Origin of the sequence: Microcystis viridis FACHB-1342, from assembly GCF_014698335.1 — a bacterium.
GTDB lineage: Bacteria > Cyanobacteriota > Cyanobacteriia > Cyanobacteriales > Microcystaceae > Microcystis > Microcystis ichthyoblabe_A.
Genome location: NZ_JACJSV010000036.1, coordinates 1 through 18738, shown reverse-complemented (window position 1 = coordinate 18738; position 18738 = coordinate 1). Strand labels below are relative to the sequence as shown.

The 18738-nt window shown below is 43.1% G+C and carries 20 protein-coding genes, 1 tRNA gene and 1 pseudogene; 10 read left to right on the top strand and 12 right to left on the bottom strand.

What is annotated here, in order from left to right:
- Positions 1-2: 2 nt before the first annotated feature.
- On the bottom strand, positions 3-860 hold the full coding sequence (locus H6G40_RS13120) for an amino acid ABC transporter substrate-binding protein (RefSeq protein WP_069474126.1): 858 nt from the start codon (positions 858-860) through the stop codon (positions 3-5).
- 18 nt (positions 861-878) lie between these two features.
- Positions 879-1916, bottom strand: coding sequence for an AI-2E family transporter (locus H6G40_RS13115; RefSeq protein WP_002745895.1), 1038 nt, complete (start codon positions 1914-1916; stop codon positions 879-881).
- A 275-nt stretch (positions 1917-2191) separates the two neighbouring features.
- On the opposite strand from H6G40_RS13115, the gene psbM reads away from it, so the two are divergent.
- The gene (gene psbM, locus H6G40_RS13110) at positions 2192-2299 is read left to right on the top strand and encodes a photosystem II reaction center protein PsbM (RefSeq protein WP_002745897.1); all 108 of its coding nucleotides are present in this window, start codon (positions 2192-2194) and stop codon (positions 2297-2299) included.
- Between the two features lie 878 nt (positions 2300-3177).
- Here psbM and H6G40_RS13105 read toward each other — a convergent pair.
- Positions 3178-4179, bottom strand: a complete 1002-nt coding sequence (locus tag H6G40_RS13105; protein WP_002737262.1) for a pentapeptide repeat-containing protein — start codon at positions 4177-4179, stop codon at positions 3178-3180.
- 649 nt (positions 4180-4828) lie between these two features.
- Here H6G40_RS13105 and H6G40_RS13100 point away from each other — a divergent pair.
- Positions 4829-4993: a hypothetical protein gene (locus H6G40_RS13100; protein ID WP_176721629.1), complete on the top strand. Its 165-nt coding sequence runs from the start codon at positions 4829-4831 to the stop codon at positions 4991-4993.
- A gap of 264 nt (positions 4994-5257) precedes the next feature.
- Here H6G40_RS13100 and H6G40_RS13095 read toward each other — a convergent pair whose 3' ends face one another.
- The 4 genes from H6G40_RS13095 to H6G40_RS13080 all read right to left on the bottom strand — a co-directional run bounded on the left by H6G40_RS13095 (position 5258) and on the right by H6G40_RS13080 (position 7699).
- A complete protein-coding gene (locus H6G40_RS13095) occupies positions 5258-5503 on the bottom strand; it encodes a type I restriction-modification system subunit M N-terminal domain-containing protein (protein ID WP_002752797.1) in 246 nt (81 codons plus the stop codon).
- On the bottom strand, positions 5500-5874 hold the full coding sequence (locus H6G40_RS13090; protein ID WP_002752795.1) for a hypothetical protein: 375 nt from the start codon (positions 5872-5874) through the stop codon (positions 5500-5502). Before H6G40_RS13090 ends, H6G40_RS13095 begins: the two co-directional genes overlap by 4 nt.
- Positions 5875-5916: 42 nt before the next feature.
- Entirely contained in the window at positions 5917-6840 is a 924-nt protein-coding gene (locus H6G40_RS13085) for an alpha/beta fold hydrolase (RefSeq protein ID WP_002752793.1), read from the bottom strand.
- A gap of 151 nt (positions 6841-6991) precedes the next feature.
- Positions 6992-7699, bottom strand: coding sequence for an SIMPL domain-containing protein (locus tag H6G40_RS13080; protein ID WP_042790756.1), 708 nt, complete (start codon positions 7697-7699; stop codon positions 6992-6994).
- 166 nt (positions 7700-7865) lie between these two features.
- On the opposite strand from H6G40_RS13080, the pseudogene H6G40_RS13075 reads away from it, so the two are divergent.
- Both H6G40_RS13075 and H6G40_RS13070 read left to right on the top strand, forming a co-directional pair.
- A pseudogene (locus H6G40_RS13075) lies at positions 7866-8210 on the top strand (hypothetical protein); the annotation flags it as partial.
- A 417-nt stretch (positions 8211-8627) separates the two neighbouring features.
- A complete protein-coding gene (locus H6G40_RS13070) occupies positions 8628-9230 on the top strand; it encodes a Uma2 family endonuclease (RefSeq protein WP_061431455.1) in 603 nt (200 codons plus the stop codon).
- Positions 9231-9350: 120 nt separating this feature from the next.
- On the opposite strand, the gene murA is transcribed toward H6G40_RS13070, so the two are convergent.
- Complete coding sequence (murA, locus tag H6G40_RS13065) at positions 9351-10664, bottom strand: UDP-N-acetylglucosamine 1-carboxyvinyltransferase (RefSeq protein WP_069474125.1); 1314 nt, start codon at positions 10662-10664, stop codon at positions 9351-9353.
- Positions 10665-10855: 191 nt separating this feature from the next.
- On the opposite strand from murA, the gene H6G40_RS13060 reads away from it, so the two are divergent.
- A tRNA-Leu gene (locus tag H6G40_RS13060) sits at positions 10856-10939 on the top strand.
- 62 nt (positions 10940-11001) lie between these two features.
- Entirely contained in the window at positions 11002-11793 is a 792-nt protein-coding gene (locus H6G40_RS13055) for a TrmH family RNA methyltransferase (protein WP_123230317.1), read from the top strand.
- A gap of 75 nt (positions 11794-11868) precedes the next feature.
- Here H6G40_RS13055 and H6G40_RS13050 read toward each other — a convergent pair whose 3' ends face one another.
- The 3 genes from H6G40_RS13050 to H6G40_RS13040 form a co-directional block, all read right to left on the bottom strand.
- Positions 11869-12651: a hypothetical protein gene (locus H6G40_RS13050; RefSeq protein ID WP_242028754.1), complete on the bottom strand. Its 783-nt coding sequence runs from the start codon at positions 12649-12651 to the stop codon at positions 11869-11871.
- A 373-nt stretch (positions 12652-13024) separates the two neighbouring features.
- Positions 13025-13210 (bottom strand): hypothetical protein, encoded by a 186-nt coding sequence (locus H6G40_RS13045; protein ID WP_069474122.1) that lies wholly within the window; start codon positions 13208-13210, stop codon positions 13025-13027.
- Between the two features lie 289 nt (positions 13211-13499).
- Entirely contained in the window at positions 13500-14192 is a 693-nt protein-coding gene (locus H6G40_RS13040) for a Crp/Fnr family transcriptional regulator (protein ID WP_069474144.1), read from the bottom strand.
- Between the two features lie 474 nt (positions 14193-14666).
- Here H6G40_RS13040 and H6G40_RS13035 point away from each other — a divergent pair, with 474 nt between their 5' ends.
- Both H6G40_RS13035 and H6G40_RS13030 read left to right on the top strand, forming a co-directional pair.
- Positions 14667-14855, top strand: coding sequence for a hypothetical protein (locus H6G40_RS13035; protein WP_002752772.1), 189 nt, complete (start codon positions 14667-14669; stop codon positions 14853-14855).
- On the top strand, positions 14840-15136 hold the full coding sequence (locus tag H6G40_RS13030) for a type II toxin-antitoxin system RelE/ParE family toxin (RefSeq protein ID WP_002737690.1): 297 nt from the start codon (positions 14840-14842) through the stop codon (positions 15134-15136). Before H6G40_RS13035 ends, H6G40_RS13030 begins: the two co-directional genes overlap by 16 nt.
- 229 nt (positions 15137-15365) lie before the next feature.
- On the opposite strand, the gene H6G40_RS13025 is transcribed toward H6G40_RS13030, so the two are convergent.
- Positions 15366-16817: a GTP-binding protein gene (locus H6G40_RS13025; protein ID WP_069474121.1), complete on the bottom strand. Its 1452-nt coding sequence runs from the start codon at positions 16815-16817 to the stop codon at positions 15366-15368.
- Positions 16818-17011: 194 nt separating this feature from the next.
- Between H6G40_RS13025 and H6G40_RS13020 the strand changes: the two genes are divergently transcribed.
- Positions 17012-17920 (top strand): transglutaminase family protein, encoded by a 909-nt coding sequence (locus H6G40_RS13020; RefSeq protein WP_069474120.1) that lies wholly within the window; start codon positions 17012-17014, stop codon positions 17918-17920.
- A gap of 345 nt (positions 17921-18265) precedes the next feature.
- Positions 18266-18738, top strand: a 473-nt coding sequence (locus tag H6G40_RS13015) for a Uma2 family endonuclease (RefSeq protein WP_190537775.1), incomplete at its 3' end; no start/stop codon positions are given.

Below are 18738 nucleotides of genomic sequence, written 5' to 3'. Positions count from 1 at the left end.
TTTTACTGGGATCTTTCGGGATTATTACGACAATACTGCCAAGTATCTCTAAAATAAGAAGCAACTTCAGTAAACCATGCTTTAAAAATATTTCTGTTCTCACTGGTGACGATAACCCCATTAATAAACTCTTGCCATTGGGGATCATTAGCGGGAAGAATGAAACCATAATAATCACAATTTAAAGGATTGCGGGGGATAAGTTGATAATCTTGTTCTAAGGATAAACCGAGAATGACAGCTTCTCCAATTAGCAGAATCCCATCACTAGCAAAAGCATCTATTCTATTCCTTCTTAAACTTTGAATACCTCGCAGTCTTCCCGTCACTCCTTGAAATTCTTGATAGGTAGCAAGAGGATATTTTTGTCTTAATAATTCTTGAGTGGTGGTATCTCGCAAAACTCCAATACTTATACCTTCTAAGGACGAAGAAAAGTTAAAATTATTCTGATTATCACTCCGAACTAAAAACTGAGTTCCCGTCACAAAAAAAGGGCGAGAAAAACTGACACCATCAGGTATATTTTTTCTGATACTATTAGGACCACACTCAAAATCAACGGTTTTATTTTCCAATAACTGGAAGCGATTAAATAAAGTCGATTTATAAATTTTGACACTGATGATTTGGAGGTTTAATTTGTGCTTGAGTTCTTCTCTAAGCAATTGGATAAAATCTAAGCACAATCCCTGCAAATTATTATTACTATCTCGATAGCCAAACGGAATGGCATCTTCTCTCATCGCTACTTCTAATAATCCCGTGCGTTTAATTTTTTCTAGCACTGTTTCAGATTTAGCTGGGAGAGTAGCAAAAACATTAGATAAAATAACGAGAGTAAGAATGATTAATTTCATGGTTTTTGCCGAGATTATTTAAGATTTGTTATGGACTTGATCCCACTGATCTAAAATGTCTTTGAATAATAATTCATCTAACCATGTTTTTACTACCACTGTCAAAGGTAAAGCCAATAATAAACCTAAGATGCCAAACATTTGAGCGAAGAAAATTTGAGCGATTAGGGTAATTGCCGGTAGTAAAGATACCTGTTTAGCCATGACAGTGGGTGTCAATAAATAACTTTCGACATTTTGGATAATAAAATAGAGAATCAGAATAGCGACAATTTTCCAAGGTGCATCGATAACAGCAATGAGGATCGGAAAAATCACACTAGCAGTCGGTCCGATATTAGGGATAAAATTGAGCAATCCTGCTAGGATAGCATGAACGAGAACTAGATTAATTTGTAGAACCAAAAGACCGAACCCACTTAATAATCCTACCATAGTTGAACTAATGGCAATTCCCAACAACCAATTACCTAAACCCGCTTCCGATAGGGTAAGAATTTCCTCAGCACGACGACGATAGAAGTTAGGAAATAATTTTAAGAAAGCTTGTCGATAGGGTTGGGGGTTGGCTAACATCATCATTGCTAACACCAGCACGAATAATAATTGCAAAATTGCCGCAACCGAGTTAGAAAAGAAAGTAAAAAAGTTACTAAAAACAAAAGTTCCTAAAGGTTGTAACTGCTGTCCTAAATCAGTTAAATTAGGCAGCGATGGCAACCAATCAAATTGAAATTGTTGTCGCCATTGAATCGAGTTATTGCGGACTAAATTCCAAGCTTGCGGTAAAAGTTCAATTAATTTTTGAAACTGTTCGATAAAGGGGGGAACAATAATTATAAAAAATAAAATCGCAATTCCCAGACTCGTCAGCAGGGTAATTAAAATAGCCAAACCCCTTTTAATACCTAATCTCTGCAATCCTTTCACACATCTATTTAAGGCTACGGTAAACACGATCGCCATAAAAATCAATAATAACAGCTGTCGAATCTGCCACAATACATAAAGAGCCATTATTAAACAGATAAACCCCAACCACTGACCAAATTTCACGACCTTAATTTATCCTATCGGGACAAATTTTATCATACAGCAGTCCGCCGTCAGTGGTCAGGATTCAGGATTCAGTCTTCGGGAGATTATTTTTATTTATTCTCTCCATCTCCCCATTCCCCCATTCCCCCCATTCCCCCACTTCCCCACTTCCCCACTTCCCCACTTCCCCACTTCCCACTTCCCTTTCAAATCAGCAACGCCTTGGCTTCTCCAGGATGATATTCTAGGAGTTAATCTTTATGTAAATCCGTTGTCACAGAGGGAGCTAACTCATGCAAGTAAATAATCTCGGCTTTATCGCTAGTATCCTATTCGTCCTAGTCCCCACCGTTTTCCTCTTGATTCTGTTTATCCAAACCAGAGAGGAAACCGAGGGTTAAATTCCTTCCCTATCCAGGGTAAGCGCATCTTAACAAGCCTTGACAAAATGAACTTTATGTGAGTTGCTTACCCAGAGAGCGATTCAGGCATATTTGAGGAGAATTGGCCATCTCAATTGTTAGGCAAAAATCCACCCATTTGGTCGATTTCCTAACTATTTTGATTGACTGGTATCACTTGAAATGCCCATGCGGATCACAAAATTGGCCAATTGTCAATAGCGTTTGAGATGCTCTCACCCTGCTTCCCTATCCCTATTCTTCCTAAAAACCCCGGTGATTTCTGGAAGTCATGCGGGGTTTTTCCCTTGAATTAGGGGAAAATGCCAGTTTCGTCACCTGATCCTAAATCCGCTGAGTATAGGCTACTTATGAGGACAAGCACTTATGCAAGAGGCAAAAGGGTGAATAAATAAAGTGATTTCTGATCAAGAAGATACCTGATAAGTAGTTGGAAAAAAGTAAAGTTAACTGTGGGGTAAGGAGTCGGTCGTCGGTCGTCAGTAAGAATTACGGCAATTTACATTTCTTAAGATAGACAACAGAATTTATGTCCGACTACTTAGTAACCATAATTGAGAAAGTTTGTGCTGCTTAAATAAAGAGGTTTTGACAACCAAATTAAAGCATATCTAAAGAGTTTTGAGTTAAAAGTTAAACTTCAGGTTTTCACTTAGAACTATTGTACTAATTAACTAATTTTTTGGGTAAAATTATTTAACTCACCACTATAACATATAACTAATTTTCAAGAGTTATATAATTTATAATTCATAATTCCCACTCCCAACTCCGGCTCTCCCTTTTGCTGAAGAAAAACCCCACGGTTATAGAAATCTTGGCGGAAAAGTCTCTACAACCAGGTTTTTCTAGGAATATTAGGAAAGGAGATTGCCGCGACTACCGTTAGGAAGAATAGTTTCTTCAAGGGAAGCGGAAAGAAGATTATTTTCGGTTAAAATCGCCCCGATTAAATTAGCTCGTTTGAGATTAGCTCGTTTAAGATTGCTTCCCACTAAATAACTCAAGAGTAATCCCGCTTGGTGTAGATTAGCACCGGAAAGGTTAGCGGAGGCTAAATTAGCGCCGAGAAGATTACAACCGGTTAAGTTAGCTTGGCGAAAATTGGCTTTATTCGCGTCAGTTTTGCTTAAATCGGCACCGGTTAAGTTAGCTCCCTCAAAATCACTACAATTGAGGTTAGCTCCCGTCAGATTAGCTCCTTCCAGGTTAGCATAACGTAAATCCGCCCCCCGTAAATCCGCCCCGCGCAAATCGGCATAGCTGAGGTCGGCGTATTGAAGGTGGCAGTTTTCCAGATTAGCTTGATAGAGATAGGCTCGAATTAGGTTAGCCTCTTTTAAGTTAGCATGGCTAAGATTAGCAGAGCTAAGAATAGCACGAGTGAGAATAGCCCGTTTTAGGTTAGCTTTCTCCGCCATGGCATGGGTTAAAGTGGCTGAGGTGAGATTAGCCGCTTCCAGATTCGCCTTGAACAGTTGAGCAAAAAGTAGGCTACTGTGAATTAAACAGGCAGAACTTAAATCAGCCTTTTTCAGAACAGTATTACTCAAAATTGCGCCGCTTAGGTTACTTTGGTGCAAATTTGCCCCAGAAAGAGCGGCTTTAGTCAGGTTAGCATCGATAAGACAAGCTTTGCTTAAATTGACTTCTTCTAGGTCAGCAGCCTTGAAATTAGCGTTAATTAAACAAGCTTCGGTTAAATTGGCTTGTCTTAAGTAACTATGACTTAGGTTAATCTGGTTTAAACACTGTCTCTTTAAATTGACTCCGCTAAGTCTGACTTCCGCAAAGTTGCGTTCACCTCGATTATACAGTTCGATTAGATGCTCACGATCGATTAAGGCATTGCTACTCATAAAATAACTAAATTGTCCTGGAAGGTGATTTCCAGAGAATTGGTTGGGGAAAATTACTGATCATGAAGTCGATCTCTAAGATTAGTACAGGGAGCGACTGGGGATTTTTGCGAATAAATAGAAATTTTCAACCAATTATGGGCTTAAAATCCCTATTGGCAATTACTGAAGCGGGTAAATAACCACAAGAATCGGGGTTCAATACCAAAAACAACCTTTACCTAAACCCGCCACTTGTTACCAGCCAGGTCTAGGCATTAAATTAGAGAAGTCTTGTGCGTCAGTTTTTCTGACTGAATCTACTGCCTCGCCGATGTCTTGACTCGGTATCATACAGTTGAATTTGTTAGGTCTGCTTAGTCAGTCCAGTAGCCAACAGGCTAAAACTCTTAATCACCAGATTTCGGGGACTTTCTAGTTGAGCAATCATAAAACTTCGTAAAAGTCAATCCCTCTTAAGGATAAATCGCCCCATTCTCTTCCCTGAAGCCTTGGCTCAACCAGTTTATCAGGTTGTGGTCTGTTTTGGCAAGAGGCGTTAATGGCTTTTCAGTAATTCCCAAGGCAAACGGTAGCACAGAATACAGAATCATTCTTACTCTTGCCCTTCAAAATCAAGTGAAGGGTTTGAATAGTGGGTTTCGGGGGAATGGAAGTCAAACAACTGAATTTTATGGGGATGCTGAACTATTTCCAGTTAGTTATCGCCGGGATAACTGACCCTCGAAATGCCAGCAATGCCAGCCGCTACAGTCTGAAAGACTCAATATTAGTGGCATTTGCCGAGTTTTTTCGCCAGAATGAATATTTCTAGAATATCAGCGTCAACTTAATATAAGTAGTCGTGCAAAATTAATTTCCTAGTCGAGACAGGAGACTCCGAGACGGGAGACGGGATACAGCTGTTAGGGATCGGATTTGAGTTTTCAGTTCACTGTTTACTCACAGCAGAAGTCTGACGGAGTAGTGGCTTAGATGTGTAATTAATTGTGCTTAGATAATTAGCGATCCTAAATCATTTTCAAAAAAGTGATAAGACAATATTGAATGTTTAACTATACCAAAGACAAAATGATTTTTATTTGGGGTTGTAGAAGGCAAATCCTGATTTTTTGCAGAGGAGGGGATCGAGGTTGTCGAGCTTGTCTTTGTAATGGTTATAGGCTGCTAAGACCTCCTCTTTGGTCGGCTCTAACACGCAGTCGAAGCGACGCAGCACGGTGAAAGGCAAGATGACATCTTGATATTTGCCGCGCTTAAAGGTATCGCGGATCAAATCCGCGATACTCCAAATAAAACTTACCTTGTCACCGAAGTTGTTCATCTGTTAAGACCGCAGTTTCCCCGCGACCAACCCCATTCTTCCACTCCCACGGAAATTTGCGAACCGGGACGGACATCTCCTTTCGATAAGTCTATCAGAGTGACACTGACTGCGGCGAATAAACTGCCCCGATAAATCGGCTGTCCTTTGTTGTTAGTATTTTTAAAACTAAGACTAGAAACTTGGGGAGGTTGACCGGAGCGTGTCCAGCGAATGCGCTCAAAACGTCCATTGATAAATTCTGCTGAATAGGACCAACCGTTATTCATGCGGCCTCGACAAAAAAGCTGTTGTGTGGCTACAGTAGCGGGAATATTGACAGATAAACTCAGAAGGCTGAATGTAGCGAGAGCGATCGGCAAAAATTTCATAAAAGTTGGCACTATAGGGTCAAATAATCCTATTATAAGTTTTTAGTTCGCAAATTTAACTATCGCGGCCGCGGTAAGTTCCGGTTTTTCGAGGTGGGGAACATGACCACAGCGAGGAATCCAGACCAGTTGATTATTGGGTAAGGCCTGCTGAAATATCTTCGCGTCTTTTGTGCCTAAAATTTGATCGTTTTCTCCCCAAATAATCAGCGTTTCTCGGTTTATTTGGCTTAATTTCGGCAAAAATGCCCCATAACCGCCACTTTTGGTAAAGGAGATTAAAGCCGCACTCCAGTGGGGACAATTCAGGTGCAGATTGGCACAGGTGCAAGCATCAACAGTGGCTAAAGTTGCATCAAAATAGGCAGTACGACTGATATTTTGACGCACGCGGGGATTGGCTAAAAAATTAGTTGCCCACTTATCGAGGGGAGAAAACATCAATTTACCCAAAACTGGGGGGTTAGCTAGTCCTGCGCTGTCAATCAGGACTAATTTCGCCACTATTTCCGGGTAGGAGAGGGCAAAATCTAGGGCCACTGCACCCCCCATGGAAGCACCGACTAAAATCATCGGTTTAGCGATCGCAGTTTGCCAGAAATGGTAAAGATGGCTTTTAATAGTTTTCGGAGATACTTGTAAATCTGGGTATCGCTCAGTAAAACCAAAGCCGAGCAGATCTATCGCCCAAGTTTCCCTATTTTGGGCGAGTAAGGGTAGTAAACGCCGAAATTCCAGCAGGGAACTATCAAAACCGTGTAGAAGGAGAAAAGGCGGTTGACCTTGCCCTTGTTGACTATAGGTAGTTAGAATCGATCGAGGATAGATGGGGCTATCGATGGCAATTTGTTGGATATTTTCGAGGAGAGCAAGGGAGGTATCTTCACTCAATCCCTCCCTAACAGTGGGTAGAAAGTTAGGATAATTCACGGATGAGGGCGAAAGTTTTCTAGATTTTCCGAGCATCGGTGCTGATTTTAAGCTGTTGACTATCTAAATTACTCGTTAGGACTGTCTATGAGCAGGAGAGCGAGGAGAGAGAGTTTCAGCATTTGTACTAAAATACTCAATAGGCAGTTTAAATGCAGTACAGCTTAACTGATAGCTAAAGGTTATTTTAATAGCTAATTTCGAGGGTGACAGCAGCGCGCAGGGTTTGTTCCCCTCCGATAACCGGGCTACTGGCAGCATCGGCACTCCGAAAAACCGCTTCTGAGCGGGCTATTGGTACGGGATTACTGGTATTACCCACTTGGATAGAAACCGTTTCTTTCGGCACTAAACCGAGGGCTTGTAACACGATTGTAGCCTGTTCTCTAGCTTGTTCCGTGGCTTTGATGAGAGCGGTTCTTTGGGCAGCTGCGATCGCTGACTCTCCAGCAGTAAAACTGACCCCATCGATGCGTGTTGCCCCGACTTTGACCGCTTCATCGATTAAAATACCCGCTTGGGCTATATCAATCTGAAAACTAATCAAATTAGCCCCGATATAACCGATTAAACGTCTTTGATTGTTGCTGAAGTCGTAATTGGGCTGTAAACTAATGCCGGTGGTTTCCAATTTTTCCACTTGACGGGAACGGAGAAATTTAACCACCGCATCGCTACGAGTGGCGGTTTCCCGCTGCACCTTACCCGCTTCTTTGCCTTGAACTTCTACCCCTAAGCGCACTATTGCTTGAGAAGTGGCGATATTTTCTATTCCTTCTCCCGTTACGGTAATTGTCCTCAATTCTCTTTCGTTTGCGTAACTAGGCATAACTAATCCGGTGTTGATGAGGATAAGGGACAGCAAAAAAGCCAAGCAAAATTTTCTGTAATTCATGAAAAATCCGTAGCGATCGATACTATATTTCGATTCTAGCCTTTATTTTGGGCAATTGAGTGGAAGATTATCCCTTTTCTGTCACTTTCGGAAAATCCCCGTTAACTCCAACTGCTGAAACTCTTACAGCCTTTCTCACAAATATGAAGTACAATGTTATCGATATCCTTTCCAAGAGAATTTACTGGAAATTCTGGCCAACTGGCGCAAGAGTTTGGAATTAAGAGATAATTTAAGTGCCGAAGAACAGGAGGACATTATGAACCTATCACCAGCTTATTTACAACAACGAGAAGAGTGGAAACAAGAAGGAAAGCAAGAAGGCACTTTAGAAGGACAACTATCCCTGATAAGCAGTCTTCTGGAAGGACGTTTTGGCAGCCTAGATACAGAATTATCTGGTCTGGTGGAACAGATTGCCCAACTTCCTATCTCGGAACGCACCGGGTTACTTCTTTCTCTGGCTAATTTATCTCGCTCAGAACTGTTAGAAAGATTCAGGGAAAATTAAACTTTCACTCCCCCTAAGCTAGGAAAAACTATCCCCAAGCATTAATAGAAAACGGTTTTCTCGGAGAAACCCGTTTTCTGTGCGTTACTCAACGGATTTAGTATGACAACTGATAAAAACCCCTCCAATTAATGAAGGGAAATTGTAGGATTTTATTGATGGTATTAGGAGACTTTTGTGGTTTCTTTTTCTGAAAAGACGGACAATAAAAGGAAAATACACACTTTTGTCTTTATAACTGTATTTTAAGCTACATTTTTATAAATATTTACATTCCTCTCCGTCAGGCTTCTTTGGCAACTTTAAGAGCGATCGCCTTCTATCTTTTAGTAGTCAATAATGCCGATGACAAGAGCTAAGTTAAGATTGAAGGGCATTCAGTTGTTAACTCATGTAATTCTTGAGTGGGGGTAAACGATGACGACACTACTTGTGCAAGCGACCTCGGCTCCTTTGATGATTGATCTTCCTTGGATTATGCCGATGACGGAGGAGCAGTTTTATGAATTTTGTTTAGCCAATCGAGATTTACGCATTGAACGCAGTGCTAGTGGAGAAGTGATCGTTATGCCTCCTGCTTTTTCAGATACGGGTAATCGCAATTTTAATATAGCTCTGCAACTGGGGAACTGGTCAGAACTAGATGGGACGGGGCTTGGGTTTGATTCCAGTGCGGGTTTTACGCTGCCCAATGGTGCGACTCGTTCACCCGATGCTGCTTGGATTAAATTAGAACGCTGGAATGCTTTAACAGAAAAACAAAAAGCCTCTTTTGCCCCCATCTGTCCCGATTTTGTCATTGAATTACGTTCTGCTAGTGATACAGTATCCAGTTTGCAGAAAAAGATGGAGGAATATATTGCCAATGGTACTTTATTGGGTTGGTTAATCGATCGCCAAAATCGCCAAGTCTATATTTATCGTCCCTATCGAGAACCGGAGATTTTAAATGCTCCTGAAACCATTAGTGGTGATCCAGAATTGCCGGGGTTTGTATTAGTAATGGCTAAGATTTGGTAAATGCGATCGCTGATGAAAGGTTCCGTCAATATAGAACAACTAAGCACGATTAACGCTGTTCTATATTGTTGCTCACGGGAATCCTCAACACTGATAGAACAGCGATAACTAATCATCCTGTTAAGATTGGGACAGGGTAGCCAATTCTAAGGCTAAAGGATCAACCCGGCGTAAATTTGCCCCTAATGCTCTTAATTTACCCTCTAAATTATCGTAACCTCGATCGAGGTGATGGAGTCCCTGCACAATAGTAGTCCCCTGGGCTGCTAATCCTGCTACCACCAAAGCTGCCGAAGCGCGTAGATCCGTGGCCATCACCGGCGCCCCAGACAGGAAAGGCACACCGCGCACTAAAGCCACATTTCCTTTGACCTTGATATCTGCTCCCAGACGCTTTAATTCGGCCACATGACGCAGACGATTTTCAAAAACCGTCTCATTAACCACGCTACTGCCCTCGGCTAAAGTTAATAGAGCCATAAATTGGGCCTGCATATCCGTGGGAAACCCGGGATAGGGCAGGGTTTCCATATCGGTGGCTTTTAAGTCTCTAGGGATAATCCGGAGACGATTGGGACCATCTTCCACCACTTCCGGACCGATTTCGTGCAGTTTGGCAATTACCGAAGCTAAATGGCTAGGAATCACGGGATAAAGACTAATTTCCGAGCGGGTAATCGCCCCAGCTATCAGTAAAGTCCCGGCTTCAATGCGATCAGGAATGATACTGTAATCGGTACTGTGCAGACGGGAAACTCCCTCAATAACAATTGTATTGGTCCCAGCACCGCGAATTTTTGCCCCCATGGAAACACAAAAATTGGCTAAATCAATCACCTCTGGCTCCTGGGCCGCATTACCGAGAATGGTTTCCCCGAACGCTAAAGTCGCCGCCATCATTAAGGTTTCCGTCGCTCCCACACTGGGATAATCCAGATAAATATTCGCCCCTTTCAGACGACCATTACCCTTAACGCGGGCGTGTACCATGCCGCCATCGATTAATACATCTGCACCCATTGACTGTAGGCCTCTAACGTGCAAATCCACTGGTCTGGCCCCAATGGCGCAGCCGCCGGGGAGGGGAACTTTTGCTTCTCCTAAACGGGCTAAAATCGGTCCAATGGCAAAAAAACTGGCTCGCAACTGGGAGACGAGATCGTAGGGCGCTTGAGCTTGTTTGAGGTCTCTGCCATCAATCTCTAGTCTATCTCCGGTGTGACGGACTTGCACGCCTAAAGCCGAGAGAATTTGACTCATCCGCTCGATATCGGCTAGGGCAGGTACATTACTAATCTGGCACTCGTCGGAGCAGAGTAAAGCTCCCGCCATAATCACTAGAGCGGCATTTTTGGCACCACTGATTTTAACTTCACCCTTGAGAGAGTGACGACCTTGAATTTCTAAATAGGGATGCTCGATATCGATAGTCATAGGATCATTCATTTATCTTAGTTGGGAGTCTTGGCTAAGGCAAGCTTCGGTAAAATTAGACTGCATCTTATCAGATTTTTGAACGAATTATCGGTGATTCTACCTCGAAAAACGATTTTTGTCTTAATTATCTCAACTATCTTGACTTATGGATTGTCCGATAGTATAATAAGAGATCGTGAAAGAAAAATGCGGAACTGGCGGAATTGGTAGACGCGCTAGATTCAGGTTCTAGTGTCTGCAAAGACTTTCGGGTTCAAGTCCCGAGTTCCGCATTATCTCCCTCAAAACGTAGTTATTTAGGGCAGCCCTAGCGGGGTGAAAAATCTGATTGGCTATGATTAGCAGTGTTCAAAACCCTTTAATCAAGCAAATTCGCAAGCTACACCGCACTAGAGAGCGACAGGAGCAGAATTTGTCCTTAATTGAGGGAACCCACTTACTAGAGACGGCTTTAGCCCTGAATTGTTCCCTAGAGACGGTTTGTTATACTGAAAAGTGGCAGCAAAGACAGGGAGAATTAGCGGAGAAGCTTCAAAATCAGGCGAAACGAGTCGAGATAGTTTCCCCGGAAGTCCTCGCTTCCCTAGCGACAACGGTTAATCCCGATGGTGTGATTGCCACTATTTCCCGTACTCACCTTCATCCAATCCCCCAAAATCCGCTACAATTGGGCTTAGTTTTGGAAAGATTGCAGGATCCAGGCAATCTCGGCACTATTATCCGCACTGCCGTGGCTACGGAAGTACAGGGTATCTGGTTAAGTCTCGATAGCGTCGAAATCGATAACCCCAAAGTGATCCGCAGTTCGGCTGGGGAATGGTTTCGATCGCCCCTGGTGGTAGAATCGGATTTATCGGCTTTAGTGAAAAAATATCAAGCACAGGGGGTAAAAGCGATCGCGACTTTACCCACAGCCACCAAAAGCCATTGGGAGATTGATTTTACCCGTCCGACTTTAATATTATTAGGCAATGAAGGAGCCGGTTTATCACCCCAATTAGCGACTTTAGCCGATGAAACGGTGAAAATTCCCCTCTTTGGTGGTGTAGAATCTTTAAATGTTGCGATCGCTACTGCTGTCATCCTCTACGAAGCTAGAAGACAATTAAGCTGCCCGCGCATTTGAATTGCTTGTTGAGATGAGGCACTCATGCAAGGGGCAAGAGGCAACAGTAAAGAGATTGGGGGAGATTTAGCCAATCTAAGAAAGTGATAGCAAAGTAGCGATTGCGGGGAGCAGTTTTGCACATGACTCGGCCAGTTTGGCAGCATCGGGCAAACCGGCAATCGTTCCTTTGAGAATTTTCAAAGCAGTTTTTGCCGCTTTTTGGAGTGCATTATCTTCGGGTTTCTGTCCTGCTTCTGCGAGGGTTTTGACCTGTTCCATCGCCTCCGCTTTATCTTCCGGCGCTAGGTGGGATTCATTTTTGATCGCAGATTGAAGCTGTTCGAGCAGTGTGGCCAGTTGAGTTGCTTCAGGGGTATTCGTCGATTGCAGTTGACCGATGCTGTTCGTGACCACACCGCTAATTTGTCCGAGTGCAACCCCGGTCATGGTTTGGTTTTCGCCTGCGGCGGCAATTCCGCTCACGTTTCCCTGTACGCCGCTGATGTTGACGTTTCCTTTATTTTCTGTCATAGTTTCTACATGGTTGTAATATTTTTCCACGTGAATCTTTGGGCTGCTGATGGCGGGTTCAGCAAAGTTAGAATCAACCGCTTCATAAGCCTTTCCTGTTAGAGTGCCCTTGTATTGAACGGACTTCGAGTCTTTTTTTTGCCATTTAACATAATCATATTCTTCTAATATATCGAAGGTTGCGAATTCGACATAAGGAGTGATATCAAAACCATTGTAATCTACCCAAAGATGACTGTTAACAGTCGGACAGTAGTACCAAATACTGTCCTCTTTAAGATGACCAGCCCGTACTTCTTTGACTATCCATCGTAAAAGGTTTTTTTGATTTTCTGTTAGACTCATATTTACACCTCCAAAAATAATTAACAGTACCATTATACTATGTAGTTTTGATTTTCGTAACGGGAATTTGCTAAAACCGACATCTATATAGGGTCTGCTGAAAAAGTACGGGCGAAGCATTCGGATAGAAAATCTACGGTTTCACCGATAGGTTATTGCCCGAATGCTTCGCCCCTACAGGACACGGGCCGATGAAGACGCAAGGTTTTGAACGACGATCCTCTCAAAATCTTGCACCTGTGAGAGCAAAACAGAACCCTAAAACCCTTACCTTGTCTATATTTCACATTTATTCAGCAAGCCCTATATAAATCCCTCGGATAGGTGAAACTGTTTCTATGAATAGTGAAATTTGAGACAGTCAACCAATTTTTTACACTTCCGTTTTTTTGGCAGGTTTTGGCGGAATTTGCTCGGCTGTTAAGGTGACAATTTGGCCATCTTTGAAAATGCTGATAGACTCTCCTAAGAGGCGGTGTCTCTCAATTGCTTCTGCGATTGCGACTCTGACACCTGTATCGATTCGTTCCGATAATTTATCAGGAATTGGCTCAGTCATTGGCTGCCTCGGTTATTTGTTGTCAGATAGAGGGGTCATAGATTTCTGGGGTTGCTGATTGGCGATGGGAATCTTCTTGTGTGGGGTTTTTAAAACCTGGAGCCAAAGTAACTTTTGGATAGGATGCACAGTTTGGTGACTTTCTCTCACTTATGATGAGCAGCAGAAGTTATTCAAAGAGGGCGAATGCAATTCGCCCCTACAATAAACAATATTATTGCGCCAATGGTAGGGGTGCATCGCGTGCGCCCAAAATGTCCTAGATAGATATTTCTCCAAAGCAGAAAAATTAATTCTGACTCAAAAATAAACTGGGCAATCCGATAAGATTATCCTGCTTAAAAAAGATCGAATTTTGTTGTCGCAATTTACCGATTAATCTTGTTACTGTTACTCTGGTAGTGCCGATGGCGCTGGCAATTTGAGCGTGAGTTAGGGGATAGGGAAGATAATAGCCTTCTACACAGGGTTGACCGTATTCTTCCAGTAATAAAACCAAGAACCCCATTAATCGATCGAGGGAGCGTTTTTGACCGAGAATACTCAACCAAAATAACTTACGCTGGTATTGATGGCGAAAAGTTTCCATAACAGCCGATCGCAATTGCGGCCATTGTTGTAGGTCTTCCCAGTATAACCAGACTAACTTGGTTCCGTCTAGATGAGCTTGGGCTTGTAATTGAAAGGGAAATTGAGAAACAATCTCAAAAGGTTGACCTGCACCCACAAAACCGAGAAATACTTCCTCACTATCGGCAATAGGTAGTTGACGGGGAAATTTTTGGTCGATAACGTTAACTTGTGCCTTACCAACAATACGAATCGCCCCAGATTCGACAAAGTATAACAGTCCGGGGCGTGTGGCGACTTTTTCATCTTTGGCAAAGGTATGATTACGATAATGGGATTTTGCCCAGTTAAAGATTTCTGTTTCTTGACCGATTAAGGGTATAAAATCCGACGAAGGAACCGAAGAAGACATTAAAATTAATAACCCATTGGGGCGTTGAGGGAACTGTAAACTAATGTAACAAAAAATTGCTGCGATTGGGGGGGGTCTTGTGGCCGCTCGATGCTTATTGGTCAATAATCCCTAAAAGTTGCGGGGATTGAGCAGATAGGAGAATTATTAAGTATTCTTAACAGAATACCCGCCCCAATGTTACAAAAGCGAGATAATCACCTTATCTATTCTTAACTTTTTCTCGCTTTTCTGGGGACTATGGCATAAGATAGGATGCGTGACTATTAGTTTTCTATCTATGATATAGCGTTTCTCTTAAAGATGAAGTATAAAGAAATTTGGCATTATCTCTTGGCGACCGGCTACTGTTAACCGTTCCCTGTTCCCTAAAACCAGATACTTCGTACCTCACTATTAAGATAACTGCTATAGATTATAGTTGATAGATAATTTAAATTTATACTTTTCCTTAAAAACTTCGGTCAAACTTGTATGAATAGCATTAGACAAAAAGTGGAATCCCTCTTGAATCAATTACCAGATGATTGTTCAATTGAAGATATTCAGTATCATTTATACGTTCTGGAGAAGGTGCGTCAAAGTTTGAGCGCTGCCTCTCTGGAGAATACAATCCCCCAAGAAGAAGTTGAGGGTCTTTTAAACAAATGGCTGATCGAGTGAATTATCGCCTTGTCTGGTCGCCCAAAGCAATTGAAGACGTGGATGCGATCGCATCTTATATTAGTCGAGATTCCCCGTCCTACGCGGCGGCCGTCGTGCGTCGAATTCTTGATATAAGCTATTCTTTAGAAAATTGTCCCCTAGAAGCGAAAAAATGCGCCGAATTTAGCGATGATACCATCCGAGAAAAGTCTGCCTATGCCTACCGTCTGATCTATCAAATTCAAGGAGCAGTAGTTATTATAGCGGCGATCGTCCATAGTAAGCATTTCTTGGATTGATCGAGTCAGTGATCAGTGATCAGTGATCACTGATCAGTTATCAGTGGTCAGTTATCAGTGGTCAGATTTGAATTTTCAGTTCACAAGGGCTGAATCTAGTACCCAATTTGTTAAGCTAAAAGCTTTAATTTACTCAGTTTCTAACCTTCTTTTTAGGTAGGAGAATTGCCAGATTCTTTCTGGGAGCCTATTGCCTGTTGCCTTCAGTTCACTGATTACTGATTACTGTTTACTGATCACTGAAAAGTCCCCCACCCGCCAATTTTGAGCCTAATTCCCGCTTAATCCGGTTGAGAATCGAGGTTTCATCGAGGGAATCGAGAATACTGGCTACCACTGCCTTCGGGCCATCGGGTCCCCAGGTGGCCCCATTAGCGAGATAGGTTTTCGTCACTTGGCCGATCGCATAACAGGATACACCGGCAACCCCCGCTTGAGTCAGGGCGATCGAAGTATAGGGAAGGAGAGAAATGCCGCCAGTGGCAGGAATCGAGAGGCCAAGCAGTCCTTTGAGGGAACTTAAGCCCAAAACCGCTAAAAATTCGCTGGCACTAATACCCCCCATATTGAGGGCAATTTTTTGTAAAAGAGCGATCGCCCCCCGACGAGTTAAATCGATGCCGTATAAGCGAGAAAGAGCGAGAATCATGGCTAAATCGATAACTGCCCCCGTAAACAGATCCAACACCGTCACCGGATTAAGAGCGATCGCCGATGCTTTGATCATCACTGCTTTTTGAATCAATTGATTAGCGCCGCGATCACGGATAGCCATTTTGCGGGCGACAATTTGCTCGTTTACCTCGTCCGCATACAGCATAGAATTGAGTGCTACGAGGGATTTACCCTCTCGCTCTAGAATTTCCAAAATTTTGATTTTCAGGGCTTCTATCTGGGGTTTTCCCCGAAATCGTTGCGTTTTTAGCCGCCCATCCTGCCCTTTAACCGTCTCCGCCAAGAGGGGAGAGGCCGCCACCATAACGATCTCATCGGGGGAGAGTAGTTCTTTCACCCGTTCTGAGGCGATTTTCTCATAGATAGCGAGGCGATCGACTTCCGGATACTGATCGATTTTATTAAAGACCAAAATCATCGGTTTTCCCGCTTCCCGCAACTTGGCCAGGGCGGAAAATTCCACTTTGGTCATATCACCAGAGATGATAAAAAGGATTAAATCCACCTGCTGCGCCACCTGACAGGCGAGAATTTCCCTCGTTTGCCCATCTACCTCATCAATACCGGGAGTATCAAGCAATTGCACCTGAGCATTACCCTGGCCGTTCAGGGTCAGACGCGCTAGATTGGGGAAAGTATCATCGCTGCTCAACTGCCAATTTACCCCTTTAATGGTGCGGGTAACTCCGTGTAGAGGACCGGTTGTAAAGATTTCTTGACCGACCAGAGCATTTAAAATCGAGGATTTTCCCCGGCCCACCAGACCAAAAGCGGCAATTTGAATCAGGGAGCGATCGAGTTTTTCCAGCAGGGCCACTAGGCGATCGATCTCCGCTTCTAGACCAATTTTCTCGATCGAGGTAAGATCCAGACGCTCAACAAGTTTGCCCAGAGAATTGCGTGCCTGATTATAGTTGAGTTCTTCTTGAATAGTGCCGACACCTCGAAGCGCTTGTTCTAGGTCTTCGGTATTCCAAGCTTGATCGAGGAACGGGTCAGAGGTCATTTCAGTTATCAGTTATCAGTTATCAGTTATCAGTTATCAGTTATCAGTTATCGGTTATCAGTTGTCAGTGATTAAGTGGGTGGGTGTTAAAAATTGTCAGATACCCCCCTTATTAAGGGGGGATTAAGGGGGGATCAAGGGGGGAACCATCTTCAATTTAATTATAACCAGCTACTTTATTAAGGATAATCAGGATGAGTGTCATCTACGACTTGGAACACATCACCACCTATCATTATCGTAAACCGGTAACTTTTGGGGAACATCGGGCGATTTTTTTGCCTAGTGCCGGTCACGGTGAAAGAATTATCAGTTATTCTGTAGAAGCGAATATTGCCGCCAAAACGCGCTGGACTATGGATACTCTATCTAACAACGTGGTAGGGATTGAATTTGCTGAACCAGCGTCAGAATTAATCGTTACCTGTCGATTACGGGCGGAACATTTTGGCTTAAAAGCGATCGCTGATTTTCCCCTCGCTCAACGGGCGATCGAAATTCCCATCCAGTACACCCCCGATGAATGGTTAGATCTAGTGGTGTTTATGCGTCCCCACGCTGAGGATGCCGACGGCAGCTTGGCAGCTTGGGCCAAAAGTTTTGTAGCGGGGGACCAAGATAATACCCTCGATGCCATGGCAAGAATGATGGCCGCTATCAAAGATAATTTTACCTACCAATCCAGAGAGAGTGAAGGAACTCAATCCCCCGGAGAAACCCTGCGGCTAAAGTCGGGAACTTGTCGCGATTATGCTTGGTTAATGATCGAAGCTTTGCGAAGATTGGGTTTAGCCTGTCGTTTTGTCAGTGGCTATCTCTACGATGCTGCCCTCGACGGTGGTGAAGTGGGGATGACTGGCTCTGGTGCTACCCATGCTTGGTTACAGGTTTATCTACCGGGGGCCGGTTGGCGTAATTATGATCCGACTAATCAAATTACCGCCGGCTTTGATTTAATTCGAGTGGCGATCGCTCGTCATCCCGGTCAAATCATACCTCTTTCCGGTTCTTGGTTTGGTGATGCCGATGACTTTTTGTCTATGGATGTTAAAGTGACCATTCGCAAGCTGGGGACGCTGCCGGATTTTGATCCGAGGGAATAGGTTGAATTATCGGGTTTTTCCTTGACTGGCGATTTTCCAACTAATCCTACTTGACCCAGGGTAAGCGCATCTTAACAATCCTTGACAAAAGGGACTTGATGTGAGTTACTTACCCAGAGAGCGATTCAGGCATATTTGATCAGAATTGGCTATCTCAATTGTTAAGCAAAAATCGACCAAATGGGTCGATTTCGTAGCTATTCTGATTGACTGGTAACACTTGAAATGCCCACGCGGATCACAAAATTGGCCAATTGTCAATAGCATTTGAGATGCTCTCACCCTGTACTACTACTGACTCATAGCTGTTATAATTAGATAAATGTCCCAGCCAGGGGAAAAACTATGACAACTCTCGACATTTTACCAGAAGTTACCTGTCCCCCCACGGATTTATGGAGTGATGAACCACCCTTGGAAAGTGATTTACACCTGCAACAAATCATAATTCTACTCAGTTGTCTAGAATTATTATGGCAAGAGAAAAACGATTACTACGCTTCTGGTAATCTGACTATCTACTATAACGAAGAACAACTGAAAAAGCGCGATTTCTGTGGTCCTGATTTTTTTGTGGTTTTAGATACAGAAAAACGTCCCCGCAAAAGTTGGGTGGTTTGGGGAGAACAGGGGAAATATCCCAATGTGATCGTCGAGATTCTCTCCGATTCCACGGCCAATATTGACCGAACTAAAAAGAAAATTCTCTATCAAAACACTTTTCGCACTCCTAATTATTTTTGGTTCGATCCTAATACCTTAGAATGGCAAGGATTTAGACTAATTGAGGGACAATATCAAGCTATTTCTGCTAATGA

Coding starts and splice junctions, on each gene's coding strand:
- H6G40_RS13035 (WP_002752772.1), top strand. CDS start 14,667: ATGAATAGCATTAGACAAAAAGTGGAATCCCTCTTGAATCAATTACCA.
- H6G40_RS13070 (WP_061431455.1), top strand. CDS start 8,628: ATGACGACACTACTTGTGCAAGCGACCTCGGCTCCTTTGATGATTGAT.
- H6G40_RS13100 (WP_176721629.1), top strand. CDS start 4,829: ATGGAAGTCAAACAACTGAATTTTATGGGGATGCTGAACTATTTCCAG.
- H6G40_RS13050 (WP_242028754.1), bottom strand. CDS start 12,651: ATGAGTCTAACAGAAAATCAAAAAAACCTTTTACGATGGATAGTCAAA.
- H6G40_RS13020 (WP_069474120.1), top strand. CDS start 17,012: ATGAGTGTCATCTACGACTTGGAACACATCACCACCTATCATTATCGT.
- H6G40_RS13055 (WP_123230317.1), top strand. CDS start 11,002: ATGATTAGCAGTGTTCAAAACCCTTTAATCAAGCAAATTCGCAAGCTA.
- murA (WP_069474125.1), bottom strand. CDS start 10,664: ATGACTATCGATATCGAGCATCCCTATTTAGAAATTCAAGGTCGTCAC.
- H6G40_RS13025 (WP_069474121.1), bottom strand. CDS start 16,817: ATGACCTCTGACCCGTTCCTCGATCAAGCTTGGAATACCGAAGACCTA.
- H6G40_RS13080 (WP_042790756.1), bottom strand. CDS start 7,699: ATGAATTACAGAAAATTTTGCTTGGCTTTTTTGCTGTCCCTTATCCTC.
- psbM (WP_002745897.1), top strand. CDS start 2,192: ATGCAAGTAAATAATCTCGGCTTTATCGCTAGTATCCTATTCGTCCTA.
- H6G40_RS13085 (WP_002752793.1), bottom strand. CDS start 6,840: ATGCTCGGAAAATCTAGAAAACTTTCGCCCTCATCCGTGAATTATCCT.
- H6G40_RS13040 (WP_069474144.1), bottom strand. CDS start 14,192: ATGTCTTCTTCGGTTCCTTCGTCGGATTTTATACCCTTAATCGGTCAA.
- H6G40_RS13045 (WP_069474122.1), bottom strand. CDS start 13,210: ATGACTGAGCCAATTCCTGATAAATTATCGGAACGAATCGATACAGGT.
- H6G40_RS13090 (WP_002752795.1), bottom strand. CDS start 5,874: ATGAAATTTTTGCCGATCGCTCTCGCTACATTCAGCCTTCTGAGTTTA.
- H6G40_RS13095 (WP_002752797.1), bottom strand. CDS start 5,503: ATGAACAACTTCGGTGACAAGGTAAGTTTTATTTGGAGTATCGCGGAT.
- H6G40_RS13105 (WP_002737262.1), bottom strand. CDS start 4,179: ATGAGTAGCAATGCCTTAATCGATCGTGAGCATCTAATCGAACTGTAT.
- H6G40_RS13120 (WP_069474126.1), bottom strand. CDS start 860: ATGAAATTAATCATTCTTACTCTCGTTATTTTATCTAATGTTTTTGCT.
- H6G40_RS13030 (WP_002737690.1), top strand. CDS start 14,840: ATGGCTGATCGAGTGAATTATCGCCTTGTCTGGTCGCCCAAAGCAATT.